This window comes from Streptomyces soli (genome assembly GCF_003999195.1).
In the GTDB taxonomy this organism is placed as follows: Bacteria; Actinomycetota; Actinomycetes; order Streptomycetales; family Streptomycetaceae; genus Actinacidiphila; species Actinacidiphila soli.
Window position 1 is genome coordinate 61,931 of record NZ_RJVR01000126.1, and the last position, 17,243, is coordinate 79,173.

Consider the following 17,243-nt stretch of genomic DNA (forward strand, 5'->3'; position numbering starts at 1 on the left):
TGCTCTCGCCCGCGGCCCTCGCAAGGACTCAGCCGAAGTAACTGTGCCCGCCGTGTCCGCGTCCGCCGTTCGCGTCCTCGGTGGGCGCTGTGGTGGGGGCGGTGGAGCCGTCGGCGGCCTTGAACTTGGCCTTGTCGAGGGCCGACTGCAGGGATGCGGCGTAGCTCTTGCTGGTGAAGGTCGCGCCGCTGACGGTGTCGATGGCGGCGCTCTGCTTGGTGAGCGCACTTTGCCGGAGTGTCGGTTCGGCGTAGCTGCTGATTTGCGCCGACCGCGGGTCGCCGCTCGGGGTCTGCAGCGCCTTGACGTCGGTGATCTTCCCGTTCTTGATGGTGACCTGTACTTGTGTGGTGCCGAACTGCGTGTCGACCGGCGAGCCGGTGGCGACCGTCGAAGTGCCGCTCTTCTTGACGGTGGCCTGCTGGCTCGTGGATGTGTCGGAAGCCAGGGCGGGGGTCGCCTCGCGTGGCTTGAACATGAGGACACCCGTGGTGCCCAGGATGGTGGCGGCCAGCACGATGGGTGCACGTCGCATCGAGATCTCCAGAAGTCAGTGGAACGCGGCGGGTGACGGTAGTCGGCGGGTCAGAAGGCGAAGTCCTCGTGGTGGATACAGTCCACGGACACCCCGGCGTCGCAGGCCGCGCTGACGAAGGCTCGGGTGAAGGCGTCGGGCCCGCAGACGAAGACATCGCGGCGTGTCACGTCGGGCACGAGGGCCCGAAGCGCGGCTGCGTCCAGCCGGACTTCGTCGCGGGGCCCGGTCAACGTCCGCAGCCGGGCCGGATGGTGGGCGAGGAGACGGGTGAACTCGTCGAGGTGCGCGATGTCCTCGGGGCGGGAACCACGCAGGATAACGACAGTGTTGGTGTCCGGCGGGAGTTCCTCCAGCAGTGCCCGGATCGGCGTCGTTCCTACCCCGGCGCCGACCAGCAGCACGTACCGGGACCGTCGGACGTCGGGGGTGAACACGCCGTAGGGCCCCTCGAACGCCACCCGGGTGCCTGGGGTGAGCCCGGCCAGCGCCGTGCTGTGGTCGCCCAGTTCCTTGACGGTGATACGCAGACGTCCTGGCCTGGGCGCGGCCGACAGGGAGTAGGGGTGGGCCTGCCACCACAGGCCGCGCCGCAGGAACCGCCACATCATGAACTGGCCGCCGGCCACCGGCAGCCGGTCCAGGCGGCGTCCGGAGAGCACCACCGACCAGGTACGCGGCCCGACCTGGGAGACCTGGGCGATGCGCAGATCGTGGCGGACGGAGCGCCACAGCGGGAGCCCCACCCGGAAGGCCAGTACGACAGCGAGGGTGCCCACCCACAGGCTGGTCCACCAGGCGCGGGCCAGCGGGTGCCCGATGAACGGTGCGCCGGTGTCGACCTGGTGGACGAAGGAGAGTCCCAGGCCCAGGTACGTATAGAGGTGGACGGCCCACCACGTCTCGTACTTCATCCGGCGCCGCGCCCGCCGGTAGGAGGTGACACCGGCCATCAGCAGCAGCCCGCTGCCGGCGGTGGCGGACAGCACCCCGGGGTACGTCCACAGCAACTGGCCCACCTCGGCGAGCAGGCCGGTCTTCGCCGCCCCCGCGTACCCGACGGTGATGAGCACCGTGTGGGCCAGGACCAGGTACAGACCCCACGGGCCGAGCCGGCGGTGCCAGACGATCAGGCGGTCCTGGCCGAGCGTGCGCTCCAGCGGAGGGATGCGCGCCGAAAGCAGGACGGTGATGACCATGGCGTACCCGGAGAGCATGCCGGTGATCCGCCCCAGAGCGGTCGCCACCCCGCCGGGCGCACTCAGCGCGCTCACGCTCTGCGCGGACAGGCCGAGCGCGAGCGAGGCACCCAGGCCCAGACCGGCCGCTGCCGCCAGCAGGTCCACGGCGAGCGGGCGGCGGCGCGCCGGACGGCGGCGCGGGGACGGGGAGTTGTGGTGGCGATCCGGCGACCCGGGTGACCGACGGACCTCCGGTGGCCGCGATACCCGCCGGGCCTGGGCTGGTCGCGGGGATTGAGGCGTGCGCTGCGCGGTCACCGGGTGTCCTGTCCCGGATCGGCCACGGGAAAGCCCGGGGTGGTCAGCACAGTGTCGTCCTCCAGTACGGTCATGGCCTCGTATCCGTCGAGGCCCAGAGTCCATGCGGCGGCTTCGCGGCTCATGGCGAACGCGGCCGTCGCATAGGCGTCGGCAGTGCCCAGGTCCGGGCCGCAGACCGTCACCGACACCACCCCGGCGGGGGCACGGCGGGTGTGCGGGTCGATGATGTGGGAGCCACGTTCGTACGTTCCCGAGGTGGCCACCGCCAGGTCCGTGGCGTGCAGCACGGCTGCCACGGCATCACGGTCGTACGGGTGCTGGATGCCGATTCGCCAGCCCAGCCCCGGGCCTCGGCCGCCGCGGCAGACGACATCGCCGCCGGCTGACAGGCAGAAGTCCGTGAACCCCCGCCGCGTCAGGTCGTCCGCGGCCCGCTGCACGGCCCAGCCCTTGACCAGAGCCGATGGGTCCAACGATCCGCCCGCCCGCATGTCGAAGAACCCACCGGTCTCCCGGCGCAGCTCCTCGCACCGGCCGAGCACCCAGGCGACATCGCCACGGACCTGGCTGCGCGTCAACTCACCTGAGTTGATCCGGGATATGACGCTGTCGGGCCGGTAGGTGCTGAAGACGGCGTCGACCTCGTGCAGCCACTCCAGGACGCCGTCGGCACCTGCTGCCGCGGCGTTCCCGGCACAGCCGCGCAGGTCGATGGAGACCATCGTGCCCATGACCTGCTCCACGCGGACGTACGGACCGGCCGACGGAGGGCAGCCTTCGGTCCCTTGCTCTGCTTGGGTACTCATCCCGCTTCCTGTGCTGCTCATCTCGTCTCACCTGCCGTCCGTCCGGTCGGTGGGTCGGCGGCTACATGACCTTCACTTTTTGGGCGCGCGGTCGTCACCTTGCCTGGCGGACCTCTCAGTCCGCTCTGTGCCCGCGACCGGCCGAAGACATGGGGGAACGGCCCGTCACGGCCGAACGCGGCGCTGTCACCAGGGCAGTTGTGTCGCCACGGGCTCAGGAGGGCAGAAGGTGGCGCGGTCGGTCCGGCGTGCCGCCCTCAGAGGTTTAAGGCGAATCTCAGGAACGCTCCCCGCGGAAGTAACCCTCAACGGTCCTTGCGGTGGGTGAGGCCGTCCATCAGGAGGTCGAGGAGCCGGCGAGCGAGATCGCGCCGGCCGGGTTCACCCGCGATGAGGGTGACGCCGCCCAGGCCCATGAGTACGTCGTCGGGGTCGACGTCCGGCCTGATCGTGCCGTCCGCGATGCCGGCCGTCATGAGGGTCGCCAGGGACTCGGTGAGCAGATCGCGTGTCTGCATGCGCAGGTCGCCGTCCGCGACGAGGACCGCCTGGAGTGCGTCTGCCATGGCGTGCTTGGTCGCCATGAAGTCGACGAACATGTCCATCCAGGCGCGCAGTGCCTCCGCGGGAGGGGCGGTGCCGAGGAGCTCGGGCGCCGCCGCGCACAGCCTGGCGGTCTCGTTGCGGTACGTCGCCTCGATCAGCCGCTCGCGGGTCGGGAAACGACGGTAGAGCGTGCCGATGCCGACGCCGGCGTCCTTGGCGATCGCCTTGAGCTGGGCTGCCGCCCCGTCGCGGGCGAAGGCTCGCGCTGCGGCCTCGAGCAGACGGTCCTCGTTCTGCCGCGCGTCGGCACGCAACGGCCGCGTGGCTCGGTCGGATGACACGTTCCCTCCTGGGTGGATGTTTGCTATCCGGAGCCGAGTCCGCTTACGCTGACTTATCGGACGCGGCTCCGTTTAGGAGTCTAGGGGCTCAGAGGGAAGGCCGACATGGCACACACATTGATCACCACCCCCTTCAATGCCGAGTCGACCGCCATGGAGGTGGTCACCGGAGTCGATCTGACCGGCAAGCGGGCGATCGTCACCGGCGGATCTTCGGGCCTGGGCGTGGAGACGGCGCGGGCGCTGGCCTCTGCGGGCGCGGAGGTGACTCTCGCGGTGCGCAACACCGCCGCCGGGGAGAAGGCCAAGGCCGACATCGCCACCACCACCGGTAGCGACCGCGTCCACGTCGCACCGCTGGACCTCGCCGACCAGGGCTCCGTGAAGGACTTCGTGGCCGCGTGGCGGGGGCCGCTGCACATCCTGGTCAACAATGCCGGCGTCATGGCCACCCCGCTCACGCGCACCGCCGAGGGCTGGGAGACGCAGTTCGCCACGAACCACCTCGGGCACTTCGCGCTCGCCGTCGGACTCCACGACGCTCTGGTCGCGGCGCAGGGCGCCCGTATCGTCGCCGTCAGCTCTGTCGGCCACATCGGCGGGAACGTCGACTTCGACGACCTCATGTTCCAGCACCGCGAGTACGACGAGTGGGTCGCCTACGGCCAGTCGAAGACCGCCAACATCCTCTTCGCCGTCGAAGCCACCCGGCGCTGGGCGGGCGACGGCATCCTCGCCAACGCGCTGAACCCGGGCCGTATCCCCTCGACCGGCCTGATGCGGCACGTACCGCAGGTCGAGGCCTCGACCGACAGCAACGGCGTCTCCTGGAAGAACGAGGAGCAGGGTGCCGCGACGTCGGTGCTGCTGGGCGCATCGCCGCTCGTGGACGGCGTAGGAGGCCGCTACTTCGAGGACTGCAACGAAGCCGGGCCACACGAGCCCGGCATCCGCCGCGGTGTCGCCGCCTACGCGATCGACCCCGGCAACGCGGCGCGCCTGTGGCAGGTCTCGCTCGACCTCATCGGCGCGTGACCCGCTGCGGCCCTGTGAAGGGAGTCCCCTGGCCGGGAGGCGCGCCGGAGGGGAGACTGCAGAGAGCCGATACAGACCATTGGAGATGAGACGCATGACCAACAGGCCGGTGCTGATTCCGAGCGCGGACCATCCCATCACGGTCGACAGGAATCCCGCCCGCGTCGTGGTGACGGTCGCGGGTCGCGTCATCGCCGACACGGGCAACGCCCTGACGCTGCGCGAGGGTAACTATCCGCCCGTGCAGTACATCCCCCGCGAGGACGTCGAGCTGACCCGGCTCGAACGTACGGATCACGCAACGTACTGCCCCTTCAAGGGCGACGCGGCCTACTACAGCATCCGTGACGCGGGGGAGCGAGGGGCGAACGCCGTCTGGACGTACGAGTCGCCGTACGACGCCGTGGCCGAGATCAAGGACCACCTGGCCTTCTATCCCGACCGCGTCGACGCGATCGAGGAGCAGGCGGGGCAGGAGGAGCGCCCGGCCGGCTGAGCCCCGGGCTACCAGTGCGCGGGGCGGCTGAGGGCCGGCGGAAGCTTTGTCGCGGCATCGCCCTTGGCGGCGTTGAGCTGGGGCTGGGTCAGGAAGATGCTGCCGGTGAGGTCGGCGCCGCTCAGGTCGGCGTCCCGGAAGTCCGCGCCGATGACGTCGGCCGTACGCAGGTCGGCCTGGGAGAGGTCGGCAGCGACGAGGTAGGCCCCGCGCAGGTTGGCGCCACGGAGGTCCGCGCCCTTGAGCCGGGCGCCGATGAGGTCGGCTCCCCGGTGGTTCCTCCTGCGCCCGGGGACGGCGGCCCGTACGAGTTCGCTGGTACGCAGCAGCAGGGCGTTGACCTCGTGGCGGAGCGCCGGCACGTCCAGCTCGGCGAGCGACTCCGCAGTGCCGTGGGTGAGGCGGTCGATGTCCTTCAGCGCGCGCCTCAGCTCGGCGTGTACGGGGCGGGCCGGCGGCAGGGCCAGGGCCTCGGTCACGTAACGCAGCAGCTCGTGGAGCTGCCGCATGACGGGAAACACTTCGAACATCTGCCGGGCGGTGTGGGGGGCCGCGCGCCAGTCCTGCCCCCCGAAGGTGATCTGGGAGACCTTCTGGCCCGCGCCGAAGCAGTCGAAGACGGTGCAGCCGGGAAAGCCCTCTTCGCGCAGGCGGGTGTGGATGCCGCAGCGGAAGTCCGTCCCCAGATTCGTACAGGGCTTTCCGGCCGGCTTGTCGACGGCGAAGTCGGCCGAGGCGGCGAAGGGCAGCGCGACGCAGCACAGCCCGAAGCAGCTGGCGCAGTCGGCCTGCAGATCGAGGCTTCCGTCGGGGGAAGGGGCTTCGCGCTTCTCGGACAACGTACGTGATCTCCCGCCGCGGGGTGGTGATGAGACACCATTGTCCCCGACGCGACATCGGGGCCGGACAGCGCTGCCGGTGCCGTCAGACCAGCCAGGAGGCGACCGGCGGGGCGTCGGCCCCCGCACCGCCGGATCCTGCTGACGACGCAGACCGGCATGGCCGTGGTGTCGGCGCTCTTCTGGGCCCAGGCCGCCGTCGGGGCGCGCTCCGTGCCGATTGATGCCCCGCCGGCGCAACTGCCGTCGGAGGCCCGGACAAACCGGACCGCTCCGCCGTTCTCCTGCGTGCGGCGCAGCCGGGCCGCGCCTTGCGGAGAGGACGCGAACTCGCCCGCGAACGCCTCGGACAGGGCGGCGTCGATCGACGCGTAGTCCTCGTCCTCGGACGGGGTTTCGACGACAGGCACAACTACGTCAGCAATCGGCCCCAGCGCGCCGGTGATCCGAGGCATCGTCAGCGTGGCAGGAGTACAGACCAGATACTCATGGACTTCTTCAGTGGTAAGTCCAGCCGCACGCAGCGCGGGCTCCACGGCAGGCGCGGTATCAGGCGCGAACTCGAGCCGGGGCTTGAGACCGCGCTCGCGGAATGCCTCGATCAGCGCGGCGACATCCTGGCCGGTCGGCTCGGCACCGGGCACAGGAGTCGCGTAGTTGATGTACGGGCTGGTGGTGCTGGGGTCGAATCCCGCGACGAAGCTCCGAGTCTCGAGGACCACGGGGCGGCGGCGGAGGTTGGCGACGGCAAAGCTCTGGACATTGGTGTCCACGGTGGTGTTGACCTCACGAGAAGACGTGGTGGAGCGCGCCGACCTCCTCAGGCTGATGGCCCGCGGACTGACGCACAAGCTCCGAGCTTCGGTCTCTCGGCAGCCCTGACCAGGAAAAACAGGTGGTCGACCGTTTGGTAAAGCCTGCTGCCGGCTGTGACCTCCGGAATAAGCAGATCGCACGTTTCGCTGTGTTTTGTCGTGGAAGATCACACCGGAAGCGCGGGAGACTCACCGGCGCAACGCAGGGTCGCGACAGCGCTGATCAACGAGGCCCGGGCCGGCAATGTGCGGCTGATCAAATCGTTGGAGCGCCTGTGGGACGGCATCGTGGAAGCGGCCGCCGGGAGTAACGTCGACGACGAGCATGATCCGGAGGGAGCCACGGTCGCGTTCGAACGGGCCCAGTTGCGGGACGCACTGAAGCAGGCGCGCGCCGACCTGGAGGACCTGGATCGAGCCGCCCAGCGGGTACGCACCGGTGAGTACTGGTTCTGCGAGCGCTGCGGGGGACCGATCGCCGCTGCGCGGCTCACCGCCCGGCCAACGGCGACAGTCTGCATCGCCTGCGCGAGCAAGGCCACCAGATGACGCGACGAGGGGCCGGGTCAGAGGACGCCGCCGGGGAGGTCAGAGTCAGAGGATCTCGAGGGGCTGTTTGCGGGTCGGGGGCGGGAAGGCCTGGTCGAGGGCGCGGAGGTCGTCGTCCGTGAGGTGCAGGTCGAGGGCTGCGTGGTTCTCCTCGACGTGCGCCGTGGTGGACGCTTTGGGAATGGCGATGACGTCGTCCCGGCGCAGCACCCAGGCGAGTGCCACCTGGACGGGGAACGCTCCGTGGGCGGAAGCCACGGCGGCCAGCGCCCGGTGGCCCAGCAGACGGCCCTGCTCCACGGGTGAGTAGGCCATGATCGGGATGGAGAGTTCCCGGCAGCGGGGGAACAGGTCGTACTCCGGGCCTCGCCGGGTGAGGTTGTAGAGCACTTGATCGGTCTCGGGGTGGGCGCCCTCGGGGAGGTCCGCGAGGTCGTCGACGTCGAAATTGCTGACGCCCCACGAGCCGATACTGCCTTCCGACACCAGTGAATCCAGGGCCTCGACCGTCTCGTGGAGCGGCACACTGCCCCGCCAGTGCAGCAGATAGAGATCGATCCGGTCGGTCCCCAGCCGGCGCAGGCTCGCGTGGCAGGCGGCGACCGTGCCCTTGCTGTCGGCGTGGGACGGCAGCACCTTGCTCACAAGGAACGCCTCGTCCCTGCGGCCGCGAATCGCTTCGCCGACCAGTTCCTCGGCGGCGCCGCTTCCGTACATTTCCGCCGTGTCGATCATGGTCAGCCCAAGGTCCAGGCCCCGCCTGAGAGCGGCGATCTCATCGGCACGCCGCGAGGGATCGTCACCCATATGCCAGGTGCCCTGCCCGAGAGCGGGCACCTGTGCACCGGAGGGGAAGGTCACTGTCCGGGCCTGTGTCATCGTGTGCTCCCTCTCAGCCCCCGACGAACCGGTCGCGATCGAATGGTCACCATGATCGCAGCCCACGGCTCACCGTGCGATGCGCCGTCGCGGATCGTCACGCAGTATAGAAAACTCGAAGCCGCTCAACGCGTCACGGAGGGTCTCCCATGTCGAAACCACCGCTTCCCGACGAGGCAGTCGCGATGATGACGAAGCCCAATTCGTCCGTCATCACGACCCTGCGCTCGGATGGCCAGCCGGTGTCCACGGCCACCTGGTACCTCTGGGACGACGGCCGGGTGCTGGTCAACATGGATGAGGGACGTAAGCGGCTGGAGCACATGCGCAACGACCCGCGGGTGACACTCACCGTGCTCGACGAGAGCAACTGGTACACGCACATCAGCATCATCGGCCGCGTCACCGAAATCCGCGAGGACAAGGAGCTGGTCGACATCGACCGGTTGTCCCGGCAGTATCTCGGCAAGCCCTACCAGCAGCGGGACCGCCGCCGGTTCAGTGCATGGATCGCGGTCGACCGCTGGCACGGATGGGGCACCCTGAAGGACTCCAGCCAGATCGGGTGAGGTCGGGGAGAAGTGCCCTCTAGGCGCGGAATTCGGCGAGCGGATCGGTGACGGCCTCGCGCCACCGCTCGCGGTGGCCGGTGGCGTGGAGCCGGTAGTAGATCGTCTCGCGGCGGCCTTCGGCGGGGGTGCCGTCGTGGTCGCCGATGTTGTGGGCGAGGAGGTAATGGGCGAACAGCACGCTGCCGGCGGGGCCGGAGGCCTGGGTGGGTTGACCGAGCTCGACCTTGGGGTAGGGGCCGGGATTCATGTCGTCGAGGCGGGTGAGGGCGTCGGCGCCGCGTTCGGCGAGGTACTGGCCGAACCGGAGGTGGGTGCCGGGCCAGATCCACAGGTTCCCGCGGTGTGGGCGGCGTTGGTCGGTGAGCCACACGCCTGCGAGCAGTGAGAAGGTGCCGGGGCGTCCGTCCGGCTCGCCCGGCGTGACGCCGTCGACGTGCGGGCCGCCGGGCCGGTGCGGCCAGTGCGGGACGGTGGTCGCCACCTGGGCGAAGTCCGGTTCCTGAACGCCGAGTTCGGGACGCAGGAGCTGCGCGGCGAGCTCTCCGACGCCTGCGTCGCGGTAGAAGTCGAGCAGCGGGTCGCCCGCCGGGCCGAAGCGCGGCCAGAGGAAGTACGGTCCCACGTGGTCGTCGGCGTACGGCTGTTCCGCCAGCATGGCCGCGACCAGCCGGCGGCCCGCGGCGATCCGCTCGGCGCTCAGGGCGCCGGGGACCACGACAAAGCCCTGCCGGCGGAAGGCGGTCCGCATGGGGTCGGTGAGCGTCACCATGCCTTTGAGTGCAGCAGGCGGCGCGTGGCCCGGCAACTGGATATTCGGCGGGGCCGGGCCGGGGTCAGTATGGCGATCGGATCAGACCATGGCCCCTAACGAGAGGGGTGCGCTCACTCGAACCGGTGGCCTCGCCGGGCGTCGGCGTACCACCGGCGCACGAGCCGCGTTGCATGGGCATGGACAGTACATCCGCCACCACGGGATGCCTTCTGGGCCACCTCGACCACCACCGGTCGTTCGCCGAACTCACCGGTGCGTACTGGATGGACCCGCCGATCTACTCCGGTCTGGTCGCCGACTGGCGCGCCGGCGGCAGGGCGGTGCCCGGTCAGGATGTCACGGGTAGCCTCCCGGAGTCCGCCTCCCCGGAGACGTGACCAGCACCTCGGTTGCCTGCTGGAGTGCCAGTTCCACGGCGGCGGGCCGGTGCACCGTACCGCTGCCGTCCGGAGGCACGAGCCAGCGCAGCGAACCCGCGATCCGGTACGGAGCCGGCACGGCGATCCAGGAGCCTCTGCCGACGTAACGGATGCCGGAGCCGATCCAGCGGGTCACGGGATCCGGAGGGAGGAAGAAGCCCACCCTGCCCGCGCCGAGATCGGCGAGCGTGGGGCCGGGCTCCTGCCGGGGGACGCGCATCAGGGCGTCAAGGGCGAGCAAGCCGAGATCCTCCGGCACGCTCAGCACGTCCCAGAACCGGCCCGCCGGGAGTAATACGGTCCCACTTTCTCCGTGTTCCCATTCCCGTTTGCACGCCTGCGGGTCTGTCGCGGCTGCGGCGAGCCATTCCATCGCCTGCTTCAGGGCGGTGTGTCTCATGATTCTCCTCCGCTGTGGATGGATTCATGCGGATTCCCGAATGCCGGATCGGCATCGCCCCCCGCATTCCACCTTGGTAGATATTTCTATGCTGCGGAAGGGGTGGCGTGCCGTGGCGTTTGGTGTCGCCGTAAGGGAGTTGGCGACTGCGGTCGGAGTCCTGACTAACAGTCATCTCGTCATACCTTCGCGGATTTGTTGCAGAATCCGGACATGGCACGCCGTAACCGATGCTGAAAAGGTCATGGTTGCGGAGAAAACTGATCGGCCATCGACAGCGAACGACACGGATCGCCGAAAGCAGGGATTTCCCCACGACCCACCCGGCCTTTTCCCCATCCGGATGCGGAGGTCTCACCATGCCCTACTCCCGGACGAACTCCCGCAAGAAACCGTGGCTTTGCCACCCGCTCGATCGCGCCACCCGAACCGGCGCCGCCCTCTTCCTCCTCCTCCTGCTCCTCGTGGCCGCCGGCACCGTCACCAGCCCCGCCACCTTCGCCGACGGACTCGCCCCGTACGGTGTCAAGGCCCTGGTCGTCGCCGCCTCCAAGCAGGGCGCGCCCTACGCCTACGGGGCCACCGGCCCCAACCGCTTCGACTGCTCAGGCCTGATGCTCTACGCCTTCCGCAAAGCCGGAAAGCGACTGCCGCGCACCGCCGAGGAGCAGTACGAGCTCACCCTGCACATCCGTCGCCGCCACCGCAGCCCCGGGGATCTCGTCTTCTTCCCCACCGGCGGTGCCATGGGCCACGTCGGCATCTACGCCGGCCACGGCCGCATCTGGCACGCCCCGCGGCCCGGCGCCCGGGTGCGGCTGGAGCGGATCTGGACCAGCAACGTCCGATACGGTCGCGCGACCTAGGGCCCACGGGACGGGCCCGGACCCCCGCCGTCATCAGTCAACTCGGCGACCCCGAGGAGATCATCGCTGCGGCTCTCGCCGACCTGCCGGTGGGAGCCACGTACGTGGGTCCGCCGGCTGCCGGGGCGAGCGGGGCAGGGGTCGGCGGGCTGGAGATCGCCACTGTCGTCCTGCTGCTGGTCGGCGGATTCCTGTTCGGCATCGGCTGGATCGTCGGGCTCATCCTGGTGTGGTCCTCGCGGCGATGGACGCCGGTCGACAAGCTGCTGGGCACACTGCTGTTCCCGGGCGGTCTCGTCCTCCCGGTGCTTGCCGTCGGCGGCCTGCTCTACGCGGCCAGCGGGTCCTGCTCCGACGACTTCGCCCAGGCGGGCAAGGGCGCCGTCGTGCAGTGCACCAGCGACGGAGGAGTCAACCCCGTCCTGGGCATTGTGATTATGGCCCTGTTGGTGATCGTCCCCATCGCCACCGGGATCCACCTCGTCAGGCGGGCCCGGCGCGCCTGAGGCCCTGTGCCACAATCGACGGCCCGGGGCCAATCACACAAGGGGGATTCATGACCGCACAGCATGACGGCGTGGTTGTGTACTGGCGGCCCGGCTGCCCGTACTGCATGGTGCTGCGGATGGGGATGCGCCGGACGCACCTGCCGTACACCGAGGTCAACATATGGGAGGACCCCGAGGCGGCGGCGTTCGTACGGTCGGTCGCGGACGGGAACGAGACCGTGCCGACCGTGGTGGTGGCCGGTAAGGCGATGGTGAACCCGTCAACCCGCGAGGTGGTGGCGGCAGTTGAGGAGCGGGCGCCCCAACTCCTCGTGGAAGCGGCCCCGAAGGGCCGGTTCCGGCGGCGCTGAGACGGTGAGGCCCGCTCAGGCGGGCCGCAGGGTCGCACGCACCGGGCGGCCGGGCTGGAGGGTGAGGCCGGTGCGGGGCGGGATGTCGCCGGGGTCGACGGCGAAGTGGAAGCGCTGGGCCAGCGTGGCCAGGACGAGGACCGCCTCGACCGTGGCGAAGCGGGCGCCGAGGCAGGCCCTGGCCCCGCCGCCGAAGGGGAACCAGGCGTGGTCGAGCACCGGGTGCGCGGCGTCGGCGTCCCAGCGCTCGGGCCGGAAGGAGTCCGGGTCGGGGAACCAGCGCGGGTCGCGCTGGGCGCTCCACTGGCTGGCCCACACCACCGTGCCCTCAGGGACCGGCCGCCCGCCCAGCGTCGAGCCCTCCTTGGCGATGGCGGTCATCAGCCATACGGGAGGGAAGAGCCGCAGGGTCTCCTTCACCACCTGGTCGGTCCAGGTCAGCGCCTTGAGGTCGTCGTACCCCGGGTCGCGGCCGCCGAGCACCCGGGTCAGCTCCTCGGTGAGCCGCGCCCGGGCCTCGGGACTGCGGGAGAGCAGATACCAGGCCCAGGTGAGCGTGGTGCCGGTGGTCTCGTGGCCGCCGATGTAGAGGGTGACCGCCTCGTCGCGTATCTCCTTGTCGGTCAGCGGAAGATCCTCCGCGTCCCGGGCGGCCAGCAGACGGCTGAGCAGGTCGTCGCGGTCCTCGCCGCTGCGCCGCCGCTGCTCGGTCACCCGCCCGACCTCTGCGTCGATGACTTCGACGGCCGCCTTCAGCTTCCGTCGGCCCGGCGTCGGCACCCACGGCGGCAGAAACAGCGTCAGCCCTCGGAACTCGTCGCCGATGGCCCGCTGCGCGGTGTCCATCGCGGCCCCGATCACCTCCTCACGCCCCGCTGTGTCCGCCCCGAACAGGGTGCGTACGGCGATGCGTTGGGTGAGCGCCAGCATTTCCCGCCGTACGTCGACCCGCTGCCCCGGCCGCAGGGACTCCGCCAGTGCGGCGGCCGACTCGGTCATCGTCTCGGCGTACGACCGGACCTGGCGGGGGCGTACGGCCGGCTGCACCAGCGCCCGCTTGCGCCGCCACGCGGGCCCTTCCGAGGTGACCACACCGTCGCCCAGCACCAGCTTGAAGGCCCAGCCCAGCTCCGGATGCCGGAAGACGGTCTCGACCCCGGTGAGCAACTCCCCGATGTGCTCGGGCCGGGAGACGAACACGGACCGTTGCGGCCCGAGGCGCCATCGCACCAGATCACCGTGGTCGCGCAGCCGCTCGAAGAAGCCGAGCGGGTCGCGTGCGAAGGCCGGAATGCTGCCGATCAGGGGTAAGCCGCGCGGGCCGCGAACAGGGGCCGGGGCGGGGACAGTTGTGGTCACAGGGGTGTCTGTGGTCATGGGTCAGTCCCTCGGGCGGTGGGCGGGCGTCGGAGGCGCGTGACCGCACAAGCAAAGCGCCCCGGCACGTCTTGCGCCAGAGGGTGAGTGACCGCCTTGAGTGGGCACACGTCCAGCAGGATTCAGAATCCGTGTCACTGGGAGGCAGTCGTGGAAGTATCGGGCATCATCAGCGCCATCGTGATCGGCTTGATCATCGGCGTGCTGGCGCGGCTGGTGGTGCCGGGCCGCCAGCACATCGGTGTGATCTGGACGATCCTCATCGGCATTGTGGCGGCTCTGGTCGGATCGGCCATCGCCAAGGCGGTGGGTGTGGCGGACACCAAGGGCGTGGACTGGATCGAGTGGCTGATCCAGATCGGCCTGGCGGCGGTCGGTATCGCCGCACTGGACCGTGGCAGGGTGCGCCGCTGAGTCGTACGCGCACCCTGGGCGGTTACTGAGGATCTTCGTGTGATGTCGCACTGCGGCTGACGATCGTCACAGCTCACGGGGGCCGCCGCCCGCGACATCACGCGACGAAGCTCAGTAGTTGGTCAGGATTGCTCGGTCAGAGGTCGAATTCGGCGGGCAGCAGGTCGAGGGTGTAGCAGGCCTCGCGGACGACGGCCTGCTCATCCTTGTCGAAGTTGCCGTCGGCGCCGCCGATGACGATGCCGATCTGGATGACGGCGCGGGCCTCGGCGGGCTTCTTCTTGGCCTTGGCGACTTCCTGCAGGACGCTGACCTTGCCGAAGTCGAAGTCTGCGGTCAGCTTGTTGAGATAGTCGTCGAAGCGCCGCTGGAGGTCGTCGGCGGGGAAGTTCTGCAGCACCTCGTTGGTCGCGATGAGCTGGGCGACGCGCCGCCGCTCGGTCGGGTCGACGGAGCCGTCGGCGGCGGCGACGAGGGCGCAGATGGCCATGCTGGCGTCGCGGAAGGCCCCGCTCTTGAGGTCGTTCTTCTTGGCGTTGAGCTGGGTTTGCATCGTCGATGCGGATTCCTTGAGCCGGTCCCACAGGGCCACGGTCTCTCCTCGTGTCTTGGTCAAGCGTTGGCAATGGGGCCAACGAAGGAGCGCCCCCTGAAGTGCCTGGACCGATCGCACATGTCCCGGCTCGGTCCGGGGTAGCGGAAGGAACAAACGGTACGCATCGCGTCGTATGAGGCGATTGAGGTGATCATGGATGAAGTTCGGGATCTCGACCTTCGTGACTGACGAAGGCATCACGCCCACCGCGCTCGGCCCCGCGCTGGAGCAGCGCGGCTTCGACTCGCTGTTCCTAGCCGAGCACACCCACGTCCCGGCCAGCCGGGAGACCCCGTACCCGGGCGGCGAAGAGCTGCCCCGGATCTACTACCGCACGCTGGACCCGTTTGTGACCCTGTCCGCCATCGCGCCGGTCACCAGCGATCTGCTGCTGGGGACCGGTATCGCCCTGGTGGTGCAGCGGGACCCGATCATCACGGCAAAGGAGGTCGCCTCCCTGGACCTGATCTCCGGCGGCCGGGTGATCTTCGGGGTGGGCGCCGGCTGGAACAGGGAGGAGATGCGCAACCACGGTACGGATCCGCGCACCCGGGGCCGGCTGATGGACGAGCGGATCCACGCCATGATCGAGCTGTGGACCAAGGACAAGGCGGAGTTCCACGGCGAATTCGTCGACTTCGACCCCACCTACTCCTGGCCCAAACCGGTGCAGAAGCCGCATCCGCCGATCTACGTCGGCGGTGCCAGCGACCGGACCTTCGCCCGCGTGGCCGAGTACGGCTCGGCCTGGCTGGTCACCGGCGTCCACCCGAAGGAACTGGGCCCGCAGATCGAGCGCATGCGGCAGAAGGCCGGCGCCGACGCGGCCGTCGTGGTGTACGCGGCCCCGCCCGAACGCGAAGCCGTCGAGGCGTACGTGCAGCTGGGCGTGGAGCGCGTGCTGTTCTACCTGCCGACCGAGCCGGAGAGCGAAACACTGCGCATCCTCGACGAACTGGCCGAGATCGCGGCGGCCTACCGGTAACCGGCGACCGGTGCGACGGCATGCCCGACATGGCGGAGGACGAGGCACGGCAGCGGTTCGCCGACGCCCGGGTGGCACGGCTGGCCACCGTCGATGCCGGCGGCCGCCCGCATCTTGTGCCGCTGGTCTTCGCCGTGCGCGACGACCTCGTCGTCTCCGCCGTCGACCACAAGCCGAAACGGTCGCCCCGGCTGAAGCGGCTGCACAACATCGCCACCAACCCGGCGGTCTGCCTGCTGGCGGACGCGTACGACGACGACTGGGACCGCCTGTGGTGGGCCCGCGCCGACGGCTTCGCCCGCCTCGCAACCCCGCAGGAGGCCCGGGACGCGGTGGCACTGCTGCGGGAGCGCTACGAGCCGTACCGCCGCTGGCCGCCGGACGGGCCGGTGATGCTGGTCGTCGTCCGGCGGTGGCGGGGGTGGCGTGCCGTCTAGGACAGGCCCCAGGCCTGACCTCGCGCAACCCTGTGAGCGGTGGGGTTCCGGTTCACTCCGTACGCAGGCACTCCGGTCGGGTCAGCCACCACAGCGGCGGCAGGCTGAGCGCGGTCACCAGCCGGATGACCCCGCCGCCCGGGCGTGCGGTCGACCCCCGGCGGAGCGGGAGTCTTCGTCCCCTCGGGCCGGCCTGCCTGCTGACGACGCTCGAATTCCCGTTGCTCTACCGCGAGTTGCGGGACGACGCGGATCCGCTGGCCATCGGTGTCCTGTACGCCCGCGATCTGCTGCTCATCGCGGCGGCCGGGCTGTCGGCGACGCGGTTGTGGAGGGCGACGGCTTCGGGTCGGGTGACTCGGCCAGCCTCCTGATGACGTCGAGCCGGGCGTCCCAGGTGGCCGCGACCCGCGCCATCCAGCGGGCCGTGGCGTCGAGGCGCTGCGGCTCGACGCGGTAGCGCCGTTCCCGCCCGCTGCGCCGGCTGCTGACGAGCCCCGCCTTCTCCAGCACCGACAAATGCTGGACCACGGCCTGCCGGCTCACCGGCAGTTCCCCGGCCAGCCCGGTCGCGGTGGCCTCCCCCCGTGCGGCGAGCCCGTCGAGGACGCGCCGCCGCATGGGGTCCGCGAGCGCGGCCAGGACCTCGTCGACCTGGTCGAGACCGGTCATGCGCCCCGCTGTTCGGCGTGCCGGCGCAGCGAGTCCAGGGCGTCCGGCCAGCCGCCCGAGTGGCTCTCGTACGAGGCGGTGGCCTGGCGCTCGGCCGGGATCTCCAGCTTGGCGAATCCGCTCTCGATCAGGCTGAGCCGGGTCCCGTCGCCGTCCTCGGCGAGCGTGAACTCGACCAGCGTCGAGTTGTCGTCCGTGGCCTCCTCGCCCGGGAAGGCGCTGGCCCACCGGTACGAGAAGTAGTGCGGCGGGTCGAGCTTCTCGATGCGGGTGAGGAAGACCCCGTACTGGCCGTGGTCGAGCACCATGATCCCGCCCGGCCGGAGGTCGATCTCGGTCGGCTTGCCCTGCCCGAACCACGCTCCCACGTGCTCAGGTTCGGTGAGTACCGCCCAGACGCGCTCGATGGGTGCGGCGATGGTGATCTCTCGTTCGATCCGGTCCGCCGACATGACGGCCTCCAGGTGTGTTGGGTCGGGTCGGTTACGTGCAACCCCAGGCTTGCACGTCTGTCGTGGACGCGCAAGCCTGG

23 protein-coding genes are annotated in these 17,243 nt (G+C 70.1%); 11 read left to right on the plus strand and 12 right to left on the minus strand.

Annotated elements, in window-relative coordinates; all coding sequences use genetic code 11:
* Positions 1 to 28: 28 nt before the first annotated feature.
* The 4 genes from EFK10_RS11330 to EFK10_RS11345 all read right to left on the minus strand — a co-directional run bounded on the left by EFK10_RS11330 (position 29) and on the right by EFK10_RS11345 (position 3,730).
* Complete coding sequence (locus EFK10_RS11330; protein WP_127355590.1) at positions 29 to 535, minus strand: FMN-binding protein; 507 nt, start codon at positions 533 to 535, stop codon at positions 29 to 31.
* Between the two features lie 50 nt (positions 536 to 585).
* Positions 586 to 1,881: a ferredoxin reductase family protein gene (locus tag EFK10_RS11335; RefSeq protein WP_164835935.1), complete on the minus strand. Its 1,296-nt coding sequence runs from the start codon at positions 1,879 to 1,881 to the stop codon at positions 586 to 588.
* Between the two features lie 149 nt (positions 1,882 to 2,030).
* Positions 2,031 to 2,843, minus strand: coding sequence for an FAD:protein FMN transferase (locus tag EFK10_RS11340; protein WP_164835936.1), 813 nt, complete (start codon positions 2,841 to 2,843; stop codon positions 2,031 to 2,033).
* 305 nt (positions 2,844 to 3,148) lie between these two features.
* Complete coding sequence (locus EFK10_RS11345; protein WP_127355593.1) at positions 3,149 to 3,730, minus strand: TetR/AcrR family transcriptional regulator; 582 nt, start codon at positions 3,728 to 3,730, stop codon at positions 3,149 to 3,151.
* 105 nt (positions 3,731 to 3,835) lie between these two features.
* Between EFK10_RS11345 and EFK10_RS11350 the strand changes: the two genes are divergently transcribed.
* Both EFK10_RS11350 and EFK10_RS11355 read left to right on the plus strand, forming a co-directional pair.
* On the plus strand, positions 3,836 to 4,765 hold the full coding sequence (locus EFK10_RS11350) for an SDR family NAD(P)-dependent oxidoreductase (RefSeq protein ID WP_127355594.1): 930 nt from the start codon (positions 3,836 to 3,838) through the stop codon (positions 4,763 to 4,765).
* A gap of 94 nt (positions 4,766 to 4,859) precedes the next feature.
* Positions 4,860 to 5,261: a DUF427 domain-containing protein gene (locus EFK10_RS11355; protein WP_127355595.1), complete on the plus strand. Its 402-nt coding sequence runs from the start codon at positions 4,860 to 4,862 to the stop codon at positions 5,259 to 5,261.
* An 8-nt stretch (positions 5,262 to 5,269) separates the two neighbouring features.
* Here EFK10_RS11355 and EFK10_RS11360 read toward each other — a convergent pair whose 3' ends face one another.
* Entirely contained in the window at positions 5,270 to 6,100 is an 831-nt protein-coding gene (locus EFK10_RS11360) for a pentapeptide repeat-containing protein (RefSeq protein WP_127355596.1), read from the minus strand.
* A gap of 974 nt (positions 6,101 to 7,074) precedes the next feature.
* Between EFK10_RS11360 and EFK10_RS11370 the strand changes: the two genes are divergently transcribed.
* The gene (locus tag EFK10_RS11370; RefSeq protein WP_240677148.1) at positions 7,075 to 7,464 is read left to right on the plus strand and encodes a TraR/DksA family transcriptional regulator; all 390 of its coding nucleotides are present in this window, start codon (positions 7,075 to 7,077) and stop codon (positions 7,462 to 7,464) included.
* Positions 7,465 to 7,509: 45 nt separating this feature from the next.
* Here EFK10_RS11370 and EFK10_RS11375 read toward each other — a convergent pair whose 3' ends face one another.
* Positions 7,510 to 8,343 (minus strand): aldo/keto reductase, encoded by an 834-nt coding sequence (locus EFK10_RS11375; protein ID WP_127355597.1) that lies wholly within the window; start codon positions 8,341 to 8,343, stop codon positions 7,510 to 7,512.
* A 149-nt stretch (positions 8,344 to 8,492) separates the two neighbouring features.
* Here EFK10_RS11375 and EFK10_RS11380 point away from each other — a divergent pair, with 149 nt between their 5' ends.
* Complete coding sequence (locus EFK10_RS11380) at positions 8,493 to 8,912, plus strand: PPOX class F420-dependent oxidoreductase (protein WP_127355598.1); 420 nt, start codon at positions 8,493 to 8,495, stop codon at positions 8,910 to 8,912.
* A gap of 19 nt (positions 8,913 to 8,931) precedes the next feature.
* Here the strand turns inward: EFK10_RS11380 and EFK10_RS11385 are convergent, their stop codons facing one another.
* Positions 8,932 to 9,684 carry a phytanoyl-CoA dioxygenase family protein gene (locus EFK10_RS11385; protein WP_127355599.1) on the minus strand — a complete coding sequence of 251 codons (753 nt, stop codon included), beginning with the start codon at positions 9,682 to 9,684 and terminating at the stop codon, positions 8,932 to 8,934.
* Positions 9,685 to 9,863: 179 nt separating this feature from the next.
* Between EFK10_RS11385 and EFK10_RS11390 the strand changes: the two genes are divergently transcribed.
* A complete protein-coding gene (locus EFK10_RS11390; protein ID WP_127355600.1) occupies positions 9,864 to 10,064 on the plus strand; it encodes a hypothetical protein in 201 nt (66 codons plus the stop codon).
* Here the strand turns inward: EFK10_RS11390 and EFK10_RS11395 are convergent.
* Positions 10,024 to 10,506: a hypothetical protein gene (locus tag EFK10_RS11395; protein ID WP_240677149.1), complete on the minus strand. Its 483-nt coding sequence runs from the start codon at positions 10,504 to 10,506 to the stop codon at positions 10,024 to 10,026. The two genes, EFK10_RS11390 and EFK10_RS11395, sit on opposite strands and share 41 nt — an antisense overlap.
* A 359-nt stretch (positions 10,507 to 10,865) precedes the next feature.
* Between EFK10_RS11395 and EFK10_RS11400 the strand changes: the two genes are divergently transcribed.
* The 3 genes from EFK10_RS11400 (at position 10,866) to EFK10_RS11410 (ending at position 12,231) form a co-directional block, all read left to right on the plus strand.
* Positions 10,866 to 11,372: a C40 family peptidase gene (locus EFK10_RS11400; protein ID WP_127355601.1), complete on the plus strand. Its 507-nt coding sequence runs from the start codon at positions 10,866 to 10,868 to the stop codon at positions 11,370 to 11,372.
* A gap of 104 nt (positions 11,373 to 11,476) precedes the next feature.
* Complete coding sequence (locus EFK10_RS11405; protein WP_127355602.1) at positions 11,477 to 11,878, plus strand: hypothetical protein; 402 nt, start codon at positions 11,477 to 11,479, stop codon at positions 11,876 to 11,878.
* A gap of 50 nt (positions 11,879 to 11,928) precedes the next feature.
* Positions 11,929 to 12,231, plus strand: a complete 303-nt coding sequence (locus EFK10_RS11410; RefSeq protein WP_127355603.1) for a mycoredoxin — start codon at positions 11,929 to 11,931, stop codon at positions 12,229 to 12,231.
* A gap of 15 nt (positions 12,232 to 12,246) precedes the next feature.
* Here EFK10_RS11410 and EFK10_RS11415 read toward each other — a convergent pair whose 3' ends face one another.
* Positions 12,247 to 13,608 (minus strand): cytochrome P450, encoded by a 1,362-nt coding sequence (locus EFK10_RS11415; protein ID WP_127355604.1) that lies wholly within the window; start codon positions 13,606 to 13,608, stop codon positions 12,247 to 12,249.
* A gap of 150 nt (positions 13,609 to 13,758) precedes the next feature.
* On the opposite strand from EFK10_RS11415, the gene EFK10_RS11420 reads away from it, so the two are divergent.
* Positions 13,759 to 14,022: a GlsB/YeaQ/YmgE family stress response membrane protein gene (locus EFK10_RS11420; protein WP_127355605.1), complete on the plus strand. Its 264-nt coding sequence runs from the start codon at positions 13,759 to 13,761 to the stop codon at positions 14,020 to 14,022.
* Between the two features lie 136 nt (positions 14,023 to 14,158).
* Here the strand turns inward: EFK10_RS11420 and EFK10_RS11425 are convergent, their stop codons facing one another.
* Entirely contained in the window at positions 14,159 to 14,614 is a 456-nt protein-coding gene (locus tag EFK10_RS11425; RefSeq protein WP_127355654.1) for a tellurite resistance TerB family protein, read from the minus strand.
* A 160-nt stretch (positions 14,615 to 14,774) separates the two neighbouring features.
* Between EFK10_RS11425 and EFK10_RS11430 the strand changes: the two genes are divergently transcribed.
* Both EFK10_RS11430 and EFK10_RS11435 read left to right on the plus strand, forming a co-directional pair.
* Complete coding sequence (locus tag EFK10_RS11430) at positions 14,775 to 15,602, plus strand: LLM class F420-dependent oxidoreductase (RefSeq protein ID WP_127355606.1); 828 nt, start codon at positions 14,775 to 14,777, stop codon at positions 15,600 to 15,602.
* Between the two features lie 20 nt (positions 15,603 to 15,622).
* Positions 15,623 to 16,039, plus strand: coding sequence for a TIGR03668 family PPOX class F420-dependent oxidoreductase (locus EFK10_RS11435; protein WP_127355607.1), 417 nt, complete (start codon positions 15,623 to 15,625; stop codon positions 16,037 to 16,039).
* Between the two features lie 294 nt (positions 16,040 to 16,333).
* On the opposite strand, the gene EFK10_RS11440 is transcribed toward EFK10_RS11435, so the two are convergent.
* Positions 16,334 to 16,711: an ArsR/SmtB family transcription factor gene (locus EFK10_RS11440; RefSeq protein ID WP_127355608.1), complete on the minus strand. Its 378-nt coding sequence runs from the start codon at positions 16,709 to 16,711 to the stop codon at positions 16,334 to 16,336.
* The gene (locus EFK10_RS11445) at positions 16,708 to 17,163 is read right to left on the minus strand and encodes an SRPBCC family protein (RefSeq protein ID WP_127355609.1); all 456 of its coding nucleotides are present in this window, start codon (positions 17,161 to 17,163) and stop codon (positions 16,708 to 16,710) included. The genes EFK10_RS11440 and EFK10_RS11445 overlap by 4 nt, the downstream gene beginning before the upstream one ends.
* Between the last annotated feature and the right edge of the window lie 80 nt (positions 17,164 to 17,243).

Bases quoted from the DNA above. Each gene is read 5' to 3' on its own strand.
- EFK10_RS11430 (WP_127355606.1), top strand. From the start codon at position 14,775: ATGAAGTTCGGGATCTCGACCTTCGTGACTGACGAAGGCATCACGCCC.
- EFK10_RS11355 (WP_127355595.1), top strand. From the start codon at position 4,860: ATGACCAACAGGCCGGTGCTGATTCCGAGCGCGGACCATCCCATCACG.
- EFK10_RS11395 (WP_240677149.1), bottom strand. From the start codon at position 10,506: ATGAGACACACCGCCCTGAAGCAGGCGATGGAATGGCTCGCCGCAGCC.
- EFK10_RS11400 (WP_127355601.1), top strand. From the start codon at position 10,866: ATGCCCTACTCCCGGACGAACTCCCGCAAGAAACCGTGGCTTTGCCAC.
- EFK10_RS11380 (WP_127355598.1), top strand. From the start codon at position 8,493: ATGTCGAAACCACCGCTTCCCGACGAGGCAGTCGCGATGATGACGAAG.
- EFK10_RS11440 (WP_127355608.1), bottom strand. From the start codon at position 16,711: ATGACCGGTCTCGACCAGGTCGACGAGGTCCTGGCCGCGCTCGCGGAC.
- EFK10_RS11435 (WP_127355607.1), top strand. From the start codon at position 15,623: ATGCCCGACATGGCGGAGGACGAGGCACGGCAGCGGTTCGCCGACGCC.
- EFK10_RS11410 (WP_127355603.1), top strand. From the start codon at position 11,929: ATGACCGCACAGCATGACGGCGTGGTTGTGTACTGGCGGCCCGGCTGC.
- EFK10_RS11415 (WP_127355604.1), bottom strand. From the start codon at position 13,608: ATGACCACAGACACCCCTGTGACCACAACTGTCCCCGCCCCGGCCCCT.
- EFK10_RS11445 (WP_127355609.1), bottom strand. From the start codon at position 17,163: ATGTCGGCGGACCGGATCGAACGAGAGATCACCATCGCCGCACCCATC.
- EFK10_RS11350 (WP_127355594.1), top strand. From the start codon at position 3,836: ATGGCACACACATTGATCACCACCCCCTTCAATGCCGAGTCGACCGCC.
- EFK10_RS11375 (WP_127355597.1), bottom strand. From the start codon at position 8,343: ATGACACAGGCCCGGACAGTGACCTTCCCCTCCGGTGCACAGGTGCCC.
- EFK10_RS11340 (WP_164835936.1), bottom strand. From the start codon at position 2,843: ATGAGTACCCAAGCAGAGCAAGGGACCGAAGGCTGCCCTCCGTCGGCC.
- EFK10_RS11330 (WP_127355590.1), bottom strand. From the start codon at position 535: ATGCGACGTGCACCCATCGTGCTGGCCGCCACCATCCTGGGCACCACG.
- EFK10_RS11385 (WP_127355599.1), bottom strand. From the start codon at position 9,684: ATGGTGACGCTCACCGACCCCATGCGGACCGCCTTCCGCCGGCAGGGC.
- EFK10_RS11390 (WP_127355600.1), top strand. From the start codon at position 9,864: ATGGACAGTACATCCGCCACCACGGGATGCCTTCTGGGCCACCTCGAC.